The organism is Vallitalea maricola (assembly GCF_036985595.1).
Classification (GTDB): Bacteria; Bacillota; Clostridia; order Lachnospirales; family Vallitaleaceae; genus Vallitalea; species Vallitalea maricola.
This window is the reverse complement of record NZ_BTPU01000066.1, coordinates 1-19,862: the sequence shown is the minus strand read 5'-3', so window position 1 is coordinate 19,862 and position 19,862 is coordinate 1. Positions and strand designations below refer to the sequence as shown.

The 19,862-nt window shown below is 32.7% G+C and carries 16 protein-coding genes and 1 pseudogene; 16 read left to right on the top strand and 1 reads right to left on the bottom strand.

What is annotated here, in order from left to right:
• Positions 1–17: 17 nt before the first annotated feature.
• Positions 18–485: an ACT domain-containing protein gene (locus AACQ14_RS17700; protein WP_339364914.1), complete on the bottom strand. Its 468-nt coding sequence runs from the start codon at positions 483–485 to the stop codon at positions 18–20.
• Positions 486–816: 331 nt separating this feature from the next.
• On the opposite strand from AACQ14_RS17700, the gene wecB reads away from it, so the two are divergent.
• The 16 genes and pseudogenes from wecB to AACQ14_RS17620 form a co-directional block, all read left to right on the top strand.
• Positions 817–1,935: a non-hydrolyzing UDP-N-acetylglucosamine 2-epimerase gene (wecB, locus tag AACQ14_RS17695; RefSeq protein WP_339364913.1), complete on the top strand. Its 1,119-nt coding sequence runs from the start codon at positions 817–819 to the stop codon at positions 1,933–1,935.
• Between the two features lie 145 nt (positions 1,936–2,080).
• Positions 2,081–2,311, top strand: coding sequence for an AtpZ/AtpI family protein (locus AACQ14_RS17690; RefSeq protein ID WP_113673121.1), 231 nt, complete (start codon positions 2,081–2,083; stop codon positions 2,309–2,311).
• 1 nt (position 2,312) lies between these two features.
• Entirely contained in the window at positions 2,313–2,744 is a 432-nt protein-coding gene (locus AACQ14_RS17685) for an ATP synthase subunit I (protein WP_339364912.1), read from the top strand.
• A gap of 30 nt (positions 2,745–2,774) precedes the next feature.
• The gene (atpB, locus tag AACQ14_RS17680; RefSeq protein WP_339364911.1) at positions 2,775–3,491 is read left to right on the top strand and encodes a F0F1 ATP synthase subunit A; all 717 of its coding nucleotides are present in this window, start codon (positions 2,775–2,777) and stop codon (positions 3,489–3,491) included.
• Between the two features lie 90 nt (positions 3,492–3,581).
• Positions 3,582–3,836: pseudogene (locus tag AACQ14_RS17675) on the top strand (ATP synthase Fo subunit C); the annotation flags it as partial.
• Positions 3,813–4,088, top strand: coding sequence for an ATP synthase F0 subunit C (atpE, locus tag AACQ14_RS17670; RefSeq protein WP_244971337.1), 276 nt, complete (start codon positions 3,813–3,815; stop codon positions 4,086–4,088). The pseudogene AACQ14_RS17675 and the gene atpE (AACQ14_RS17670), both read left to right, overlap by 24 nt.
• Before the next feature lie 59 nt (positions 4,089–4,147).
• A complete protein-coding gene (gene atpE, locus AACQ14_RS17665) occupies positions 4,148–4,429 on the top strand; it encodes an ATP synthase F0 subunit C (RefSeq protein ID WP_113673125.1) in 282 nt (93 codons plus the stop codon).
• A 58-nt stretch (positions 4,430–4,487) separates the two neighbouring features.
• Positions 4,488–5,015, top strand: a complete 528-nt coding sequence (atpF, locus tag AACQ14_RS17660; RefSeq protein WP_339364910.1) for a F0F1 ATP synthase subunit B — start codon at positions 4,488–4,490, stop codon at positions 5,013–5,015.
• Positions 5,003–5,548, top strand: coding sequence for an ATP synthase F1 subunit delta (gene atpH, locus AACQ14_RS17655; protein ID WP_339364909.1), 546 nt, complete (start codon positions 5,003–5,005; stop codon positions 5,546–5,548). The genes atpF and atpH overlap by 13 nt, the downstream gene beginning before the upstream one ends.
• Before the next feature lie 41 nt (positions 5,549–5,589).
• Positions 5,590–7,113, top strand: coding sequence for a F0F1 ATP synthase subunit alpha (gene atpA / locus AACQ14_RS17650; protein WP_273327195.1), 1,524 nt, complete (start codon positions 5,590–5,592; stop codon positions 7,111–7,113).
• A 4-nt stretch (positions 7,114–7,117) separates the two neighbouring features.
• Positions 7,118–7,972: an ATP synthase F1 subunit gamma gene (gene atpG / locus AACQ14_RS17645; protein WP_339364908.1), complete on the top strand. Its 855-nt coding sequence runs from the start codon at positions 7,118–7,120 to the stop codon at positions 7,970–7,972.
• A 16-nt stretch (positions 7,973–7,988) separates the two neighbouring features.
• On the top strand, positions 7,989–9,371 hold the full coding sequence (gene atpD / locus AACQ14_RS17640; RefSeq protein ID WP_339364907.1) for a F0F1 ATP synthase subunit beta: 1,383 nt from the start codon (positions 7,989–7,991) through the stop codon (positions 9,369–9,371).
• An 11-nt stretch (positions 9,372–9,382) separates the two neighbouring features.
• Positions 9,383–9,802 (top strand): ATP synthase F1 subunit epsilon, encoded by a 420-nt coding sequence (gene atpC, locus AACQ14_RS17635; RefSeq protein WP_339364906.1) that lies wholly within the window; start codon positions 9,383–9,385, stop codon positions 9,800–9,802.
• A 144-nt stretch (positions 9,803–9,946) separates the two neighbouring features.
• Positions 9,947–10,873, top strand: coding sequence for a copper amine oxidase N-terminal domain-containing protein (locus tag AACQ14_RS17630; RefSeq protein ID WP_339364905.1), 927 nt, complete (start codon positions 9,947–9,949; stop codon positions 10,871–10,873).
• A 374-nt stretch (positions 10,874–11,247) separates the two neighbouring features.
• A complete protein-coding gene (locus tag AACQ14_RS17625; protein WP_339364904.1) occupies positions 11,248–16,203 on the top strand; it encodes a hypothetical protein in 4,956 nt (1,651 codons plus the stop codon).
• A gap of 11 nt (positions 16,204–16,214) precedes the next feature.
• Positions 16,215–19,862: fibronectin type III domain-containing protein (locus AACQ14_RS17620; RefSeq protein WP_339364903.1), on the top strand; the 3,648-nt coding region annotated here is incomplete at its 3' end.

Here is a 19,862-nt window from a genome sequence, read left to right as displayed (position 1 = left end):
GAGATAGCTTCTAAATTTTAATCTTTTATTATTTTTTTAAGTGATTGTATAGCCTTTTCTTCATCAGATGCATATATGAGATAAGAAATATCTATTTCAGATGTAGTAATCATTTTAATATCTATATCTGCTTCTGATAGTATGACCATTGTTTTAGCAGCGATTCCAGGTTGGTATTTCATATTTTCATCATATAGTGAAAGCTTGGTATTATTAGAATTAACATCAATACGTAGACTAGGTATTTGTTTTTTATATGTGCCCAGTGTTTGAATAGCATTAAATAATACGTCATCTTGTAGAGTAAAACATATATTTATTTTTCCTTTTAATGGTGATGTTTGGCTAATCATATCTACATTAATATCAGCTTCTGCTAGAGAAGTGAATATTTCAGCTATGCTTTTATTATTAATAGGTATGTTAGCTAATGTAATTAAAGTTACATTTTGTGTAATGTTAAGTTTGCTAATAATTTTATCCATATATAACACTCCTATGAATTATTTATAAAAATAAAATATAAGAATGATTATAGCATATACTAACCTAGGTAACAAATATTATTTGAAAAAAATCAGGTATTAAAATAAAACCAATAGAATAAATTATTCATTTAAAATACATATTTATGTATAAAACTTAATAATTAAATATCTAATTTAAATAGTGGGAATAATGAAATAAAAATTATATAAAATATTTTGCAAGTGGTGTAAAATGGATGTATAATATAAAATGAATTGTCAAAAAAGGAATAGAATATTGTAATAAGATAATTGGAAAACTTAGATATATATAGGAGGAAAAATATCAATGTCAAAGATTAAAGTTATGAGCATTTTTGGAACAAGACCAGAAGCAATAAAAATGTGTCCTGTTGTTAAAGCTCTAGAAAAAAATGAGCATACAGAAAGCATTGTATGTGTTACAGCTCAGCATAGAGAAATGTTAGACCAAGTACTTGAAGTATTTAACTTAGAACCGGACTATGATCTTAATATCATGAAAGAGAGACAGACACTGGCACAAATCACAACCAGAGCTCTAGAGGGGCTTAACAATATTATTAGCGAAGTAGAACCTGATATAGTTCTTGTACATGGAGATACAACAACAACTTTCATTGGATCTTTGGCTGCATTTTATAATAAAGTAAAAGTTGGACATGTAGAAGCAGGACTAAGAACATATAATAAATATGAACCTTTCCCTGAAGAGATGAATAGAAAGCTTACAGGATGTTTGGCAGATCTTCATTTTGCTCCTACTGATACAGCAAAGGGACACTTATTAAAAGAAAATGTATCAGAAGAGAATATCTTTGTAACAGGTAATACAGTTATAGATGCCCTTAGTACAACAATAAGGGATGATTATAAATTTAAGAATGATTTACTTAATCATTTGGGCTACAATAACAAAAAGATTATCACCATGACTGCTCATCGTAGAGAAAATCTTGGTGAACCACTAGAAAATATATGTAATGCTGTACTTAGAATAGTTAAAGAACATGAAGATGTAGAAGTTGTATATGCTGTACATCTAAATCCAGCTGTTAGGGATGTAGCGAATAAGATATTAGGAAAGCATGAAAGAGTACATTTAGTAGAGCCTCTTGAAATGCAGGATATGCATAATCTTTTAAACAATTCCTACTTAGTTTTAACTGATTCAGGAGGATTACAAGAAGAAGTACCTTCAATGGGTAAACCTGTATTAGTTCTTCGGAATGTTACAGAGAGACCAGAAGGAGTAGAAGCTGGTACATTAAAATTAGCTGGTACCAAAGAAAATACTATTTATGAATTTACAAAATCATTAATTGAAGATGCTGACGAATATAATAAGATGGCGAATGCTGTTAACCCTTATGGGGATGGAAAAGCATCAAGTAGAATTGTTGATATTATCATAAATAGTTTAAAATAGATGCATTAATATGTCTATCTTTTTCTGTTTTTTTATGGGTTTTCTAAATTCATAGGTAATATGATGGAAATTGTAAAAAAATAGATATTACTGTAGACATATGATAAAATCATGCGTATAATACTTTATTAAGAGGGAGAAACTTATGAAGTTTGATCCGAATATAATGAAAAGCTTATCTTTAATAACTCAAATAGGTTTTTTAATGGCAATACCTATTATTGGTTGTATTTTGTTTGGAAACTTTCTTGACAGGATACTTAGTACCGGAGTACTATTTCTTATTATTTTTACAATATTGGGTATGCTGACAGCCTTTCGCAATTTATACGTCATAGCTATGAAAAGTAGTAAAAAGAGAAAGAAGGACTCTTGATATGGACTCAGAAAAATCAATATTAATTCCACTAACAATTAAAATATCAATTATTGTAGTCCTTTCATTTGCAATAGGTCTGTTTTTTGTTGAAGATATTTTAGCTTATGGTAAAGGTTTGGCTCTTGGAGGAATATTTTCCATTCTTAAGTTAAAACTAATGGAAGTAACATTTAAAAAAGCATTAAACAAACCTCCAAACGATGCTAGGAGATATGCACATTTTCATTATTTTTTAAGGTATTTATTAACTATTTTAGTATTAGTTGTTGGAGCATTAGAACCAACGATTAATTTAGTAGGTGTTATTATTTCACTTGTATCTGTGAAATTAGCCGCATATTGGCAAGGATACATAGAAAAACCTACGCCAAAAGATGGCTCTGTAGAGTTCCTAGAATGGGAAGATGAAGAGGAAGAGTCAGATTTTTAACGTTTCCTATATGGAAAGGAGGGTTAATTAATGGATATTGGTATTCATCATGTTAAAACCATAAAGATATTTGGTTTTGACCTATGGATTACTGAATCAATGGTAAATGTATGGCTTATTGGGCTTGTACTAATAGTTATCGCATTAATCATAAGAAGAATTATATTAAAACCTAAAAAAGTTCCAGCAGGTGTTCAGAATGTTATTGAATGGATTGTTGAATTATTAGATAACTTTACAGTATCCACAATGGGTGAAAATGGTAGAAAGTTCTCTTCTTTCTATGGTTGTATGTTCATATTCATTTTGGTTTGTAACTTATCCGGTTTATTACTAGGTCCTAACTTCAATAATGGAAAATTAGGTTTTGGTTTCCTAAGACCACCTACAGCTGATGCATCAGTTACATTTGCATTATCACTCATTACATTTTTCATGGTGCAGGGTTATGGAATTAAAGTAAAAGGTGTTGGAAAATGGGCTAAAGGCTTAACAGAACCCTTATGGCCAATGACACCACTTAATATTATTGGAGAACTTGCTAATCCAGTATCACTAAGTTTCCGTTTGTTCGGAAATATACTTGGTGGTACGATTATCATGACTTTATATTATAATTTACCTTGGTTTGCACTTATTGGTGTACCAACAGCATTACATGGATATTTTGATGTTTTTGCAGGTGTATTGCAGGCATTTATATTTGTTATGTTGAGCATGACTTTTGTATCAAGTGCTATGGAATAGAATGTTAAATCACAAGATATTAATATTGAGTTTTATAAAAACAAGTGAGGTGAGGTCATGAACGGCATACTTGATTTGCTAATAGGTTGGATGGCACATGTTGATAAAAGAGCATTAATCCTAGCCTTTTCAGCAATTGGTGCTGGTATAGCTATGATAGCAGGGATTGGCCCAGGAATAGGTCAAGGATTTGCTGCTGGTAAAGCTGCTGAAGCAGTTGGAAATAATCCAGAAGGTGGAAGACCAGCGACAATCGTTATGCTATTAGGTTCAGCAGTAGCCGAAACATCAGGAATATTTTCTTTGGTAATAGCCATTATTATGTTATTCGCTAATCCTTTGGTAACACGTGAAGGAATTGGAATAGTATTAGCAGCCAGTGCAATTGGTGCAGGGCTTGCAATGGTAGCAGGAATTGGTCCAGGAATAGGACAAGGATTTGCTGCAGGTAAAAGTGCAGAAGCAGTTGGTAAAAGACCTAAGTTACAAAGTCCTATAGTAAGAACTATGTTACTTGGTCAAGCAGTTGCTCAAACAACTGGTATATATGCACTTATTATTGCATTAGTATTATTATTTGTTAATGTTTTAAAATAAAAAATTATAAATTAGAATTAACAATAATATGAAAATTAATATTATAGGAGGATGTTAAAATGGAACAAATCGATGGAAAAGCGTTAATCTTAGCATGTTCAGCAATAGGAGCAGGTTTAGCAATGATAGCAGGTATAGGTCCTGGTATTGGACAAGGTTTTGCAGCAGGTAAAGGTGCAGAAGCTGTAGGAAGACAACCAGGTGCCCAATCAGATATTTTAAGAACTATGTTATTAGGTGCAGCGGTAGCTGAAACAACAGGTATTTATGGATTGATTGTAGCGATTATTCTTTTATTTGCTAATCCACTAATCTCAAAATATATGAGTTTAATTGGCTAATAAAAGGTGAAAGGGACCTACCCTTTCACTCCTTAACGAAAGGAGGAAAGAGAAGCTTATGTACTTAGTAGAAAGCTGGATTATAAACTTTGATGCTCAAATGGTAGCTTCAATTCTTCTACATGTTATAAGTGTACTTGTATTATTTTATATATTAAGTAAATTATTATTTAATCCAGTACGAGAAGTCTTGAAGAAAAGAAAAGACGGTATTGCTAAAGAATATGATTTCATTAAAGATGAAAAACAAAAAGCTACTGAGCTTGAAAAAGAATATAAAGATAAATTAGCTAATATTAATAAAGAAGCTGACAAGATTCTAGAAGAAGCTAGAAAGAAAGCTCAATTAAAAGAACGTGAAATTATTAAAAACGCTGATGAAGAAGCGGCTAGACTTATGGCTAGAGCTAACAAAGAGATAGAAAGAGAAAAAGACAAAGTTAAAGATGAAATTAAAGTTGAGATGATAGAAGTTGCTAAGATTTTGGCAAGCAAATTTGTAGCATCATCTATTGACAAAAAAGTAAGCGATAAATTATTAGAAGAAACTTTGGAATCAATAGGTGAAGAAACATGGCTGAATTAATAGCTAAGAGATATGGAACAGCTTTGTTCGAGCTTGCCGTAGAAACAAATCAAGTAGACCTTGTAGAAGAACAACTAAAGTTGATTAAAGAGATATTTCTTACAGAAAAAGATTTTATGGGAGTATTGAATCACCCAAAGGTAGTAGTTGAAAACAAGATTGCTATGGTAGAAAATACTTTTGATAATAAAATCATAAAAGAAATTTTAGGTCTTTTGGTTATAGCGATAAAAAAAGGAAGAGCTAGTGACTTATTGGATATAATAGAGTATTGCCTTGATGAAATTGATAGTCTAAAAGGAAATGCAAAAGCTTATGTATCATCTGCACAAGAGCTGACTGATGAACAGTTAGAAAGTATTAAAAACAAGCTTGAAGAGACTACTGGTAAAAAAATAATACTAATAACAGACGTAGATGAAACTTTGATAGGCGGGTTAATGGTTCGAATAGGTGATAGAATTATTGATAATAGTATAAAAGGTAAAATAGAAGCTATTTCAAAAGAATTATACGCTATTCAGTTAGGTTAAAATGAATACACTTTATTACAGAAAGGCGGTGGAACCTTACCATGAATTTAAGGCCTGAGGAAATTAGTTCAGTTATAAAAGAACAAATTAAAAGATATAAAACAGAACTAGAAGTAAGTGATGTTGGAACTGTTATCCAAGTTGCTGATGGTATTGCACGTATTCATGGTCTTGAAAAAGCGATGGCTGGAGAGCTGTTGGAATTTCCAGGTGAAGTATACGGAATGGTACTTAACCTAGAACAAGACAATGTTGGTGCAGTTTTGATGGGTTCTGATAAAAATATTAGTGAAGGCGATATTGTAAAAGCAACAGGAAGAGTTGCAGAAGTTCCAGTTGGAGATGCTCTAATTGGACGTGTTGTTAATGCATTAGGACAACCAATAGACGGAAAAGGTCCAATCAATACGGATACATACCGTGAAGTAGAGAGGGTTGCACCTGGTGTAATAACAAGAAAATCAGTTGATACTCCTCTACAAACAGGTATAAAAGCCATTGACTCAATGGTTCCTATTGGAAGAGGACAACGTGAATTAATCATCGGAGATAGACAAACAGGTAAGACTGCTATAGCGATTGATACTATTATCAATCAAAAGGGACAAGACGTATTATGTATATATGTTGCAATAGGTCAAAAAGCCTCAACTGTAGCAGGAATCGTGAAGACATTAGAAGAAAATGGCGCAATGGATTATTCTACAGTTGTTGCCGCTACAGCATCTGAGCTTGCTCCATTACAATATATTGCTCCGTATGCAGGGGTAGCAATTGGTGAAGAATGGATGGAAAACGGTAAGGATGTACTTATCATATATGATGACTTATCCAAACATGCAGTTGCCTATCGTGCACTGTCATTACTACTTAGAAGACCACCTGGACGTGAAGCTTATCCTGGTGATGTATTCTACCTACATTCAAGACTTCTAGAAAGAGCCGCAAAACTTTCAGACGAGTACGGTGGAGGTTCAATTACAGCTCTACCAATTATTGAAACACAAGCAGGAGATATCTCCGCATATGTTCCAACAAATGTTATCTCAATAACAGATGGACAGATCTTCCTAGAAACAGAGTTATTTAATGCTGGTGTTCGTCCTGCGATTAACCCAGGATTATCTGTATCAAGGGTTGGTGGTGCTGCACAAATAAAAGCTATGAAGAAGATAGCCGGACCTATTCGTGTTGAGTTGGCACAATATAGGGAACTTGCAGCATTCGCACAGTTCGGATCTGATTTAGATAAAGAAACGAAAGCAAGACTTGACCAAGGTGAAAGAATCATTGAAGTTCTAAAACAACCTCAATACAAGCCTATGTCAGTAGCACATCAAGTTATAATATTATATGCTGCTACAAAAAAATATTTAATGGATATTCCTGTATCCAGTATTCTAGACTTTGAAGCAAAGCTTATTGAATTTGTAGATACAAAATACCCTGAGCTTGAAAAAGATATCAAAGGCAAAAAAGGACTAGATGAAGAACTGGATGGAAAAATTGCTTCAGCTATTGAAGAGTTTAAGAGTGGATATAAAAACCTAAGTAAAGAGGTGTGATTCCATGGCATCCATGAGAGATATCAAGTTAAGAAGAAATAGTATACAAAGTACCCAAAAGATTACAAAAGCCATGAAGTTAGTAGCCACTTCCAAGCTTCAAAAAGCTAAAACAAGAGCTGCCCAGTCAAGACCATTCTTTGACAAGATGAGAGAAACCATAGGTTCTATATTAGATAAAAGTAATACAGTAAATCATCCTTATCTAACTCAAAGAGAAGTTAAGAATAGAGGATACATTGTTATTACATCCAATAAAGGTCTTGCTGGCGGATATAATTCAAATGTGGTTAAACTTGTCATGAAAAACTCAGAACCTGGTAATTCCAAAATAGTTGCAGTAGGAAAAAGAGGTGCTGATAACTTCAGACGAAATGGCTATGAAATACTTGAACAATATAACGATGTTATAGAACAACCTATATATAAAGATGCAATATTAATTGGCGAAAAGATGTTAAAAATGTATACCGAAGGTATCATTGATGAGGTTTATATAGCATATACTTCTTTTGTTTCTGCACTTACGCAAGAAGCTGAGCTTATTAAAGTTCTTCCTGTAGATACGGAAGAATTTAAAGGAACAGGCGAAAAAAGCAGTGATATGATGACATATGAACCATCACCAGAAGAGGTACTTGAACAAGTTATTCCAAAATATATTAATAGTATTATTTTTGGAGCACTTAGAGAATCGGTAGCTAGTGAACATGGTGCAAGAATGACAGCTATGGACTCAGCTACAAATAACGCCACTGAAATGATTGATGACTTATCCCTTGAGTACAATAGAGCTAGACAGGCTTCTATTACTCAAGAACTATCAGAAATTGTTGGTGGTGCAGAAGCGCTTAAGTAAAGGAGTGAAATAATAGATGGCAGAACAAACAGGTAAAATCACTCAAATTATTGGTGCCGTTTTGGATATAAAATTCAGTGGACATCTCCCAGCTCTATACAATGCCATTGTAATTAAAAAAGCTGATGGATCAGACCTTATAGTAGAGGTTGCTCAACATCTTGGTGATGACATTGTAAAATGTATAGCCATGGGTCCAACTGATGGACTATCAAGAGGAATGGAAGCAGTTGATACTGGAAATCCAATAACAGTACCAGTTGGTGAAAAGACCTTAGGTAGAATATTTAATGTTACAGGGCAAGCAATTGATAATAAACCAGCACCAGAGACAAAGCATAGCTGGCCTATTCATAGAGAAGCACCAAAATTTGAGGAGCAAGTAACTGAAACTGAAATACTAGAAACAGGAATAAAAGTTGTTGATTTATTATGTCCTTATCAAAAAGGTGGTAAAGTAGGTCTTTTTGGTGGTGCAGGGGTAGGTAAAACAGTACTTATCCAGGAATTAATCCGTAATATTGCAACAGAGCATGGTGGATATTCAGTATTTACCGGTGTTGGTGAAAGAACGAGAGAAGGAAATGACTTATACCATGAAATGGCAGAATCAGGAGTTCTTGATAAGACTACCATGGTGTTCGGACAGATGAATGAGCCACCAGGAGCAAGAATGCGTGTTGGATTGACAGGTCTTACAATGGCAGAGTATTTCCGTGATGAAGGTGGACGTGACGTATTATTATTCATTGATAATATTTTCCGTTTTACACAAGCAGGATCTGAAGTATCAGCCTTACTTGGACGTGTTCCTAGTGCGGTTGGTTATCAGCCAACACTTGCTACAGAGATGGGTGCATTACAGGAACGTATTACATCTACCAAGAGCGGTTCAATAACATCTGTTCAAGCAGTATATGTACCAGCGGACGACTTGACTGACCCAGCTCCAGCAACTACATTTGCTCACCTTGATGCAAAGACAGTATTGTCTCGTGATATTGTTGAACGTGGTATCTACCCAGCGGTAGACCCACTTGATTCAAGTTCAAGAATTCTTTCACCTTTAGTTGTAGGTGAAGAACATTATGATGTTGCAAGACGTGTACAAGAAATACTTCAGAGATACAAAGAATTACAAGACATCATTGCAATTCTAGGTATGGATGAGTTATCAGAAAATGATAAGATCATTGTTGCAAGAGCAAGAAAGATTCAATATTTCTTATCACAACCATTCTTTGTAGCAGAGAACTTTACTGGTAAAGAGGGAAAATATGTACCCCTAAAAGATACAATTCAAGGATTTAAGGAAATTCTTGATGGTAAACATGACAATATATCTGAAAATGCATTCTTGATGGCAGGTAGCATTGATGATGTTTTAAGCAGAGTATAGTAGGTGATTAAATGGCTAATAATAAATTTTTATTGCAAGTTGTTACACCAGAACGAATATTCTATGAAGATGATGTTGAACGTGTAGAATTCAAAACCAGTGAAGGAGATATTGGAGTATATGCTAATCATATACCTCTAACTACGCCAGTGGTTAGTGGAATGATGGTTATCAAGAATGATTCCAAAGTAGAGAAAGCTGCAATCCATAAAGGTTTTGTAGAAATCACTCCTGAAAAAGTGACAATCCTAACAGATGCGGCAGAATGGCCACATGAGATTGATATAAAAAGAGCTGAAGAAGCTAAGCTAAGAGCAGAAAGAAGACTTAAGGCTGATAAAGCCGAACTCAATGAGATTAGGACTAAGGCTGCTCTAGCTAGGTCTGTTGTTAGAATTGAAGTTAGTAAGTATGATGATTCTGATAAATAGATAATAAGAATGATAATAATACCTGTAGATATAACGCTTATAGAAGTGTAATCTATGGGTATTTTTATTTTTCTTGTAAGGATTACAATTATATGGTAATATATGGATAAATGTCGTCGAAAAAACATAAAAAAGGAGTAATTTATGAAAAAAACTGCAAAGGTATTAGCTTCAATAATTCTAATTCTTACATTATCAACATCTTTATCAGCAAGTTCTTTGATAAGAAATATAACTGGAAAAGAGAACAAAGGTATTAAAATTACTTATAACAACCAAGTTCAGAACTTAAAAGATGGTCATGGCAATGACGTTTATCCAGTAATCATTAATGGTTCCACTTATCTTCCTGTTAGAGCGATAGCAGATATGATGGGAGCAGATATTACATGGGACGGACAAACTAAGACAATTTCAATCATGGCAAATGATTCAATAGACGATGGTGCAGTTCCTACTGATTTACCTTCATCTAACAATAATAATGATTCAAGTAACAATCCAACGCAACCAAAGCAAGGGCAATCAACACAAAAAAATGTATCAACTAATTCAGGTTCAATTGATAATCCTGTAGAATTAGGGACAACTATTTCTTATAGTGATAAATACCAAATAGAGGATTGGACAAAGTGTGCTGATTATGAATTAACTGTATCAAATGTAGAGCCAATAACAAAAGAGCAGATCTCATCATTAGGTTTTCAAGCAAATGATGACACATCAATTGATTATGTTATGGTAACTCTTAAAGTAGATGTGAGAAATGCAACATATGAAGGTAAAAAGGATTCTGCTTTTTTAATATCATACCTACCTGATATTTGGGGTACAGAAGCAAAAAATGGAGACTGTATAATAGGTGGAACATATTATGGTTTTGATGGATCATTAAAAAAGAATCTAGAAGATTTAATAAGTTATAAAGAGCTTCATCCAGGACAAAAGGAATCTTTTAGTGTAGAAGGTAAAATAATTTTAGGTGTATATAAAAACACTGAAAATTATTTATCAATACAAAAATATGTCAGTATGGAAAAGAAAGACCGTATATTCTTTAAACTTAAATAGATTTATTATCAGTACATATAACAGAATATAATAAGAGCATAAGAAGTTATTAAACTCCAAGGTATAGACTTTGGAGTTTTTTTATTATGATGAATAATAGTAACTATATAATCAATGTTTATGGGGAAATTTTCCTAATAAAAATCATGGGTTAATTTGATGGTTTCTATCAATTTTTATAAGCAAAATGCCGATATATAATTGAAAAAGATTTTTATGTTATTTTCTAGAAACAGAGATAATTATTTAATAATTATATACTGATGAAATAGATTAGATACAAGTATCTATTACGCTTAAGGTTGGATATTAACATTTTGGTGATGGATACGGGATTAAATATGAACAAATAACATTAATAAGGGGGATAAATGATGAGAAAAAGAAAAACATTGTGGATAACTTCAATGTCTTTAGTAGTTTTTTTATTTGTAGCTATTGTCAATTTAAATAATACAAATATTATTAAAGCTGCATCAGATCTAGGTTTTGAATGGAAGAAAAATGATACTATGGATGAATTACTGCAAGTAGTAAGTAACAAAGCGGGGGATGACGAAGTACTTATTAACTGGAATCTAGAAGATTACGGTGAGTACAAATTAGAATATTATCTTACAGATAAGATTAAAACAGAAGTAACATTTGAACACCAAGTGAATCAATTGATTGTAAAATATAATATATTAGATTATTCATCTGGATCAGAAACTAGTATTACCAGTACAGAATTTGCTAAATCATTTGCTATGATGAATTATAGTTTACTTGTCCCTCAATTGGAGACAATAACTAATCCAGCTGGATTAATTGATGGTGACTCCTTAAAATTTACTATTGTAAGGGGAGCGAGTTCCAAATATCCAGGAGCATCTTTTGTTATTAATAATTTACCTGTCAGATTTAGATGGAATATGCAGACAAAGACAGTAAGTTTTCTGACAAAAGGTATTCAGAAAGGATGTATCGTTCCTTTTAAATTAACGACACCAGATTCTACAGTTGAAACATTACAATTACTTAGAGCATTTGATAATTTTAAGATAGTACCAACTCATTGGGTAAAGGATTCAGCTCATGGGACAAATGAAGATATTCAAACTATAGAAATACCAAATAGCTCTAATATACGACCAGGTAGTAAACCAGGTCTTAGAATAACTTTTGATAGACCAAAAGTATTTGATAATACTGACTTAGAGTATAAAATAGCAACAATAGACCAATTGAAAAAAGCTGACGGTGATCTTATTAATGCTGTATTAGCATTAAAGGATATCAGAGATAATGGAGATAATACTGATATTATATTACCTATGGATGTAAGTGATAAGAAATTTGTTAATCCACCTACTGGTAATGACGATGCAGTATATAAATATGATTCAGGAACATATACAGTTGAATTAGTTCAAGATAGAACAGACCTTGTTAATGGAAATACTGACTTTCTACAATGGGATAATTTAGGAGCAAGTAGAGTATATACAGCAGCTATTACCTTGGAAGAAAGTCCTAATTATCAATTTGATCAATATGAACCTGTCAATAAGTATGCTTATACATATCTGGATTACATCGTAAAAAGAGCAAGTATGGATGATGCATATCTGGATATAGCGCCATATGCAGGTAGTAATGCAGATGATTTAGAATATACTATCTATCATAGTAAAACATGGAGTTCGGAATTTGGTGAGGACGATATATGGTTAAAACACTATCACAAACAAGAATATTCAGACTTTAATATATATATTCCAGTTCCATTTGCTAATGGAAGTTCTCAAGAATATTATCAAGTAGGTGTTCAGTTTGCTGGAACTCCTCTTAGATCACAGACAATAGAATATGTACCGAAAAATGATAATAATGTACCACCTCCAGTACCAAGAATCAAGGAGATTAAGAACCTGGCTGTTGTTCCACCTGAGGACTTAGATTCTGACACTCCAGCTAAAGTGCAATTTGACTTAACATGGCATGCTCCAGATAAAGATCTGTTGGATAATATGTTATCAGTAGCAGATAGTGCTATATATTACGAGATGTTATTCAATGATGTACCTATAGAAGAATCAAGTAATCAATACACGATTACAAAAGTCTTTAAGGTATATAAAGATACAGAAGGTATCAAAGTAGTAGAAGTCGATTCAGGTATGGAACAAGCTACTCCATCAACAATATCGGGATATCATGAGGGATATAATGACAGTGAGAACCTGTTTCAAGTAAAAAACATTGTTATCAGGGGTAAATACGAAGGCAGTACATTAGCTGACAAACCAACCATATGGTCAAAACCAATAAAAAAAGATATAACCAATAAAATAACACCTTATACAAAATCTGAAGAAGCAGATAATGAGTATGATTATGAATTCCCAGGGATTAATTTTATTAAAATGAAATCTGTATATGTTATTGCTCCTGATGGCGGAGTAGGAGAAAGTGACCGATCTATTGCAGATAGTATTTCACTTAGTATGTTAAGATACGATATACCAATGGCTGGAAGCATAGATTACACTCCAAGAATTACTTCAGAGGAACAACCAAGAGTAGGTCTTAATGTAAAATTCAAACTTGTTGATATAAAGAATTATGATGATTATATGATATCACCAATCAATAAAAAGATTGAGAATATCAATTATAGGATATATATATCTAAAGATAAACAGAAGATATTAAATCTAGATTCATTGATGACAACTAAGGGCGATGTAGAGAAAATATTAGATTTGGACAATATAGCTAGAGAAGAGGAAAACGGAGTATATAAAATAGCTGATTATTCAGATGATATTGAGTTGACCCCAGATGAAATAGATAAACTAAGGTCTGATAGTATATTGTACAGTGACATACAGACTGAATCTACAGATGCAGGATTTGAAGAATTAAAGTTATTGAATCTAGACCCTAATACTAATTATTATGTAAGAATAGTGACTAAGCTAGATATTTCTGATGTTGGCGCGCCAGGTGTTATTGTTGATAAAAGACGTTCAGAACCTTCAAGCATGTTAAGTGCTACATCACCAGTTGTTCCATCTAACCCAGGAGACAGTGAGTTAGTACCATTAGCTCCAGAAAATATGGAAGCTAAGCATTTGGATGATAGCATGATTTCAGGTGAAATTTCATGGGAGTTTCCTACAGAAATTGAATTAGTAGAAGATAAATATGGTTTTGAATTAATCAGTATTGAGAATAAATCCTTGCCAGAATCATTAGGTAGTGGAAAGATGTTACAAGACATATTTGACTCAGAACTATTGACAGGTGCAGTTGTAGAAGGATGGAGACTCTATGTAAAAGACGACAAATATGTTTTAAAATATTATGATAAAAACACACGCACATGGATTGATGCTACACAGACATTCAAAGTTGAGGACAATAAGATTAGTATAATTGATAATAATAATCTACCTAACAAGGTATATTATTACTATGCTCGTACAATAAGAATTGAGTCTGAGCTTCCAAAAGCAGCCTCTGCTTGGGTAGCGGATTCATTGACAACTGCTCCTATTAAAAGACCAGTCAATTTAATAGTAGACCACAATCCTAAATATTCTTATGACCCAAAAAGGGAAGCAGTAATAAGATTTGATGCTCCTATACCAACTGATTATCACACTACAGGAAATTATGGTATTGAAATATTTGTAAAAGGTGATAAAGATACTGATTATAGCAACACCAAATACAGTAGTTACTATTTAGAGCAGGTAACAGGTGCTAATGATGGTTATACAAGGGTATTCTATAAGATCAGTGGATTAAAACCAGGAACTACATATAGCATAAAAGTAAGGATAGAAGATAGAACCAAGCCCCAAGATACATTACCAAATGGGGATAAAGTATATCCTAGGTCTAGTTTTTCTGATAGAGTCAGCACACGTACAGAATTTGACCAGAAAGACTACGATAAGGAAAATAAATACATAGAGTATATCAAGTATTATGAAGATAAAGCTCAGGAACTTATAAAAACATCTTATTGGGAGATTGAAAAAGATGATAAGAAACAAGTCATAAAGTATCGCCAAGACTATAATATTGGAGATCTTAAATATGTCAAAGAAGGAAATTACTATTTGGTAGATGCAATAAAAGGTGTACAAGATTATTATCTGCCAGCTAAGATGATTGAGACTGCTAATGATAATGGCATAACTATCATGGTAAAATTCCCAGATGGTGATTTAGGTATCAGACCATATGCCTTATCACAAGATAAGACAGCTGAAATAATAGATAAGATTGATGAAATCAATAAGTATAATAGTTCTACCAGAGATTATTATGTAAGATTAGTCATGAACATTGGAGAATACAAAGACAAGGTAAATGGAAAATCACCATCAACTAATCTATTGAATTTTGATGTTCAGGTGGTAGGCAGCAATATCTCAGAAAATGATTTGGAAAGATTGATTTTACAGAAGTTCGAGCAGGCTGTAGAAAGTAAAAAAACTTACCTAATGGAACAGTTGGATAAAGAGCTAGAGTCAGGTATTGATGATGCAAAATTATTGAAAATAGTAACTGATACTCTAAAACTTGTTAAAGAGACTCATAGAGCTAATATCAATAGCATGATGAAAAGTTATATCCAGACTAAATATAGTAGCGTAAGAGAATTTGATCAAAGCATTAGATTAGCATTTAATGTTGGAATGGTTAATGATACTTTACAAGGTTACAGAAAAGATGGAAGTTCATTCACCAGGGTTAATAGTGATAACTATGGTGGCTCATATAATATTGAAACAGATAAAACAGGTTCTTATCTATTTGCACCAAAGTCAAATATGTATAGTAAATTAGATAATATCTATAATGGTATGGTTACTGATTTAGTAACCCAGTACAGCTTGACAGATATCTTTAACAGTGGCGAACTTAGCAATCTTAATTATAAAGTATACAACTATCAATTATTATCAGCTACAGCTAGAGTGTTAGGGGCTGAAAAAGGCTATGATAATGAAGAATGGTTAAAAGAACAGAATGTTGATATTCCTATAGATGATATGTACGGCCATATGAGAAAAGATGAAGCTATGTACATATTGATGCAGGCTTATTCAATAAAAAATAACTTGAACTTAGATAGTATTAATGTTACAGATTATAATATTATTGAAGATGCTGATGATATTCAGGACGAATACAGAGATGTACTTATTAAAGGAGTAAATCTAGGTATCATCAAATTGACAGATGGCAGATTATTACCCAATGAAGAAGTTGTTACAGAAACAGTTTTAGAAATGTTGACAAGGATCAATAATAAGATTGATTGGTAGGAGGAAAATAGATGAAGAAGAAATTAGTATGTTTAGCAATAATTATATGCATGTTTGTCCAACCAATTAGGGTAATGGCTAATGTACAGATACCAGTAAAAGATATATCAATTGATGATGTCTATTATATTATTGGACAAGATGTTGTTACGGGAAAACCTATCATTAGACCTACTATGACAGTCAGCTGGCAAGAACCAGATAACTGGGCTCCTGGTACAGATGTGCATGACCCAGACTATTATGAATTAAGAGTAAATAATAAAACTTCTGGAATAGATGAAAACATTAAAATTGATTCAGGAACAGATGCATTTACATCTCAGAGTATAAATGTACATGATGAAATAGTTCTTGATACAGGTTCATTATATGAAGTATTCATACAACCTTATCACTATCATAAAACAGAAATTGATGGAGAGATAACACAAGTTCTTGCTCCTACAACTGGAGCGGCAAAAAGGGTATATGCAATAACAGACCTTAATGTAGAATTAATACCAGAAGATGATAGCATTGAGGTAGTATGGGATGATATAGGATTAGATACATTTGAATATAGAATAGTATATGCAGTAGGTGATTACTCCAATAGATCCAAACAAGAACTTATAAATAACAAAGAAGGAGAAATCAATAATCTTAGTGTTGAATCTGGTAAGATACAACAATATTATGATACCGTTAAGAAAAGAAATCGTCTAAGATATAAATTGGAACAGAATATATATCCAGGACAGATATACTCTGTAATGATAGAACCTGTAACGGAATATTATGATAGCAAACCACTGGTTAAGAACGTCAATTATCCTTATATATGGACATGTTCAACTAATATTGATCTAAAGGTTTTTGAAGATGGAGAATATGTAAGATTAGAATGGAATATACCAGCAAGTTTCAAAGTTGGTCAGGACCAAAGCGAATACGAATTGGTTGAGGCACGCTTAGTTGAATATATTAACGACCAGCCTAGTAACATTGCAATATTTGACAAAGATGCTGCTACAATGGAATATTATAGAGTAAGAAGACCGACACAATCTGTTGAATATCAATTACAGCTTAGATATGAGGCTGTAGGAGATACCAGTAAGATACCAATTGAACCCAAGTCAAAAAAAGTTCCATTTGTACCTTTGGCATTGAATATAAAGCCTACTAAACCAGTAGTTCCTAACTTAATGACAAAAGCAATACTTGAAACGCTTAAGACCAAGCCTATTAATGAAATAAAGAATGAGCTTGAAAAAAAATACTTGGTTCCAGGGGATTCGTATAGTGAAAATATCAGTGATTTATTAGAGGCTAAACGTACTTTCAATGTAGTAGAAGCAGGAAATTCCATAAATTTTGTATGGGGAGCTTTTAAAAGAAAAGATGTAATCAGCAGTTCGCCTACATATGGAAATTTGATAATAGATACAGATGTTTATTATGATATATACGTTACTAGAGATTTGGAGTCATTAGCAGGAGCTAAAAAAATAGTTGATAATCAAAAGTACGGAGATAGTTCACCTAATAATATATTGAAGAATACTACTGATGAAATCGTAGGTTTTAAATATAACTTAGAGTACTATTATGATAAAGATAAATCGGAATTGCAAAGAATAACACCTGGAAGTTTATATTACATAAAAATAGTAGCTAAGAAAAGATGGGGTGATGAAGAAAATGTTTCAGAACCAACTATTGTATCCCTTTACTATGGATATAATGGAGACTCTTTTGAACCACCATCAGTTGCAAAACCACCTTTGAAAATAAAAGATAAAGATACAACTACAACAGAAGTTGCTATTCAATGGAAAGAAAAATGGTGGGAAGTTATAGCTAAGGATACAGTAACATACGATACCCTTTCTACTTGGGCTAATCAAGTGTGGGTAGTAAATGATAGTGGTACAGCCAAAATCTATACTAAATATGTTGAAGGGGCAGAATATTTTCCAATCTATAAAGATGAAGGTGAGATAACTAGATTCGTAGATTATGTAAAAAATATAGATAGTAGTTTTGAGGTATTGAGTAGAAAGATTGATTTGGGTGCAGACCAATTTGGTGTATCAGACGTTAAATACAAGTTCCATAAAATTCCATACACTGAAGTTCAAAAAGAAATCAATCTTCAAAAACAGAGTAATCCAGATTACTCATTTGTAGATTATTATAATAAACTAATCAGTGATGATAAGAATGGAATAAATACTATAGGATGGCAGGATATTGAAGTTGAGAAAGATGTAGATGATGCTACTTATCAATACTATAAACAAGATGCATTACTACCAAATACGTTATATCTGTTTATGCTATATCCATATAGAGAATTATATTCTGGAGATTTGGTATTGGCTCATTACCCTACACCAATTGTTGTAGCAACCAAACCAGAAGATTCGGTAGTCAATCCTGACCCAACTGTACCTAGTCTCTATATAAATGATTATACAGATACTACTATGACATTAACATGGAAATATGATACTAGTTTCAAATATGAAGTCAGATATTCACTTACAGAAGATGTGGAAGGGGCTAAGGTATGGGAATATAAATTACCTGAAGATCCATTAGATCCACTTTATCCAACGGATGGAGCTTATTATGAAGTAACTGTGGATGACTTATTCCCTAACACCCAGTATTATTTCTGGATCAGGAGTATTCAGCCAGCAAATAATCATGAATCACCATGGAGTAATGTGGCTATAGGAACTACAAAAGATATAGCCAATCCATTACCACCTAGGGGTATAGGTGTTGCCTCAAGTGAATCTATGAAAAAACATGATTATACTGACAGTGTAACAGAAGACTACATAGGTATAGAATGGCTTTTACATGTGGATGACAAACCTAAGCCAGAAGGCGATAAATCAACAATAGAGAAAAAGTTCACATATCTAATGGAAGTAGCGGATAATGGTTTGTTTATTGATCCAATCTATATTGAAGTTGCTGGTGGAGAGGGAGACCTAAAACCTGATAATGTTGAAATACTAGAGAAATATTTAGTCAAGATAAATAATCTTATTGGAAACAGGTTCTATTATATAAGAATGAAGACTCGTGTAACCGTTACTGGACCAGAGAAAGGTCAGTTTATAGTTAAAGATTCTCTTAGCTTTTCTAATCCTATAAGAGTGCTGACTAAATATTCTAATTCTGAATATGATGGACATACAGACCCTGAATTAGAAATATTACCAGGTAAGGATTATGAACTAGTTTATGATAAAGAGAAAAAAGAGTTAACTTATAGATTCAGAAGTATTGTAACTGGACAAGATAATATGGCTGATAACAATGTTGATCAAAGACTTATTACTAATTTGATTAAGCACAATACTTATGTATATGAAATAGATGTATCCAAGTATAAAGATAATCCTATTGTTAAGAGGAAAGTGCTTATTCCATATACAGTTATTGAAGCTTTTGATGCTCATAAAGTCAAGATTCTGGTAAAAGCAGGAGATATGACTCTAGAAATGCCATATGAATCACTGAAAAGTACTATTAATAAACAAGTATCCCAGTATGGAGCATCTCCAACCATCAGTATCAATATAGAACAATTCAGTAATTATTATGTACCTGAACTTATGCCAGAGGATGCATTGGTTTCTGTAGGTATTCCTCAG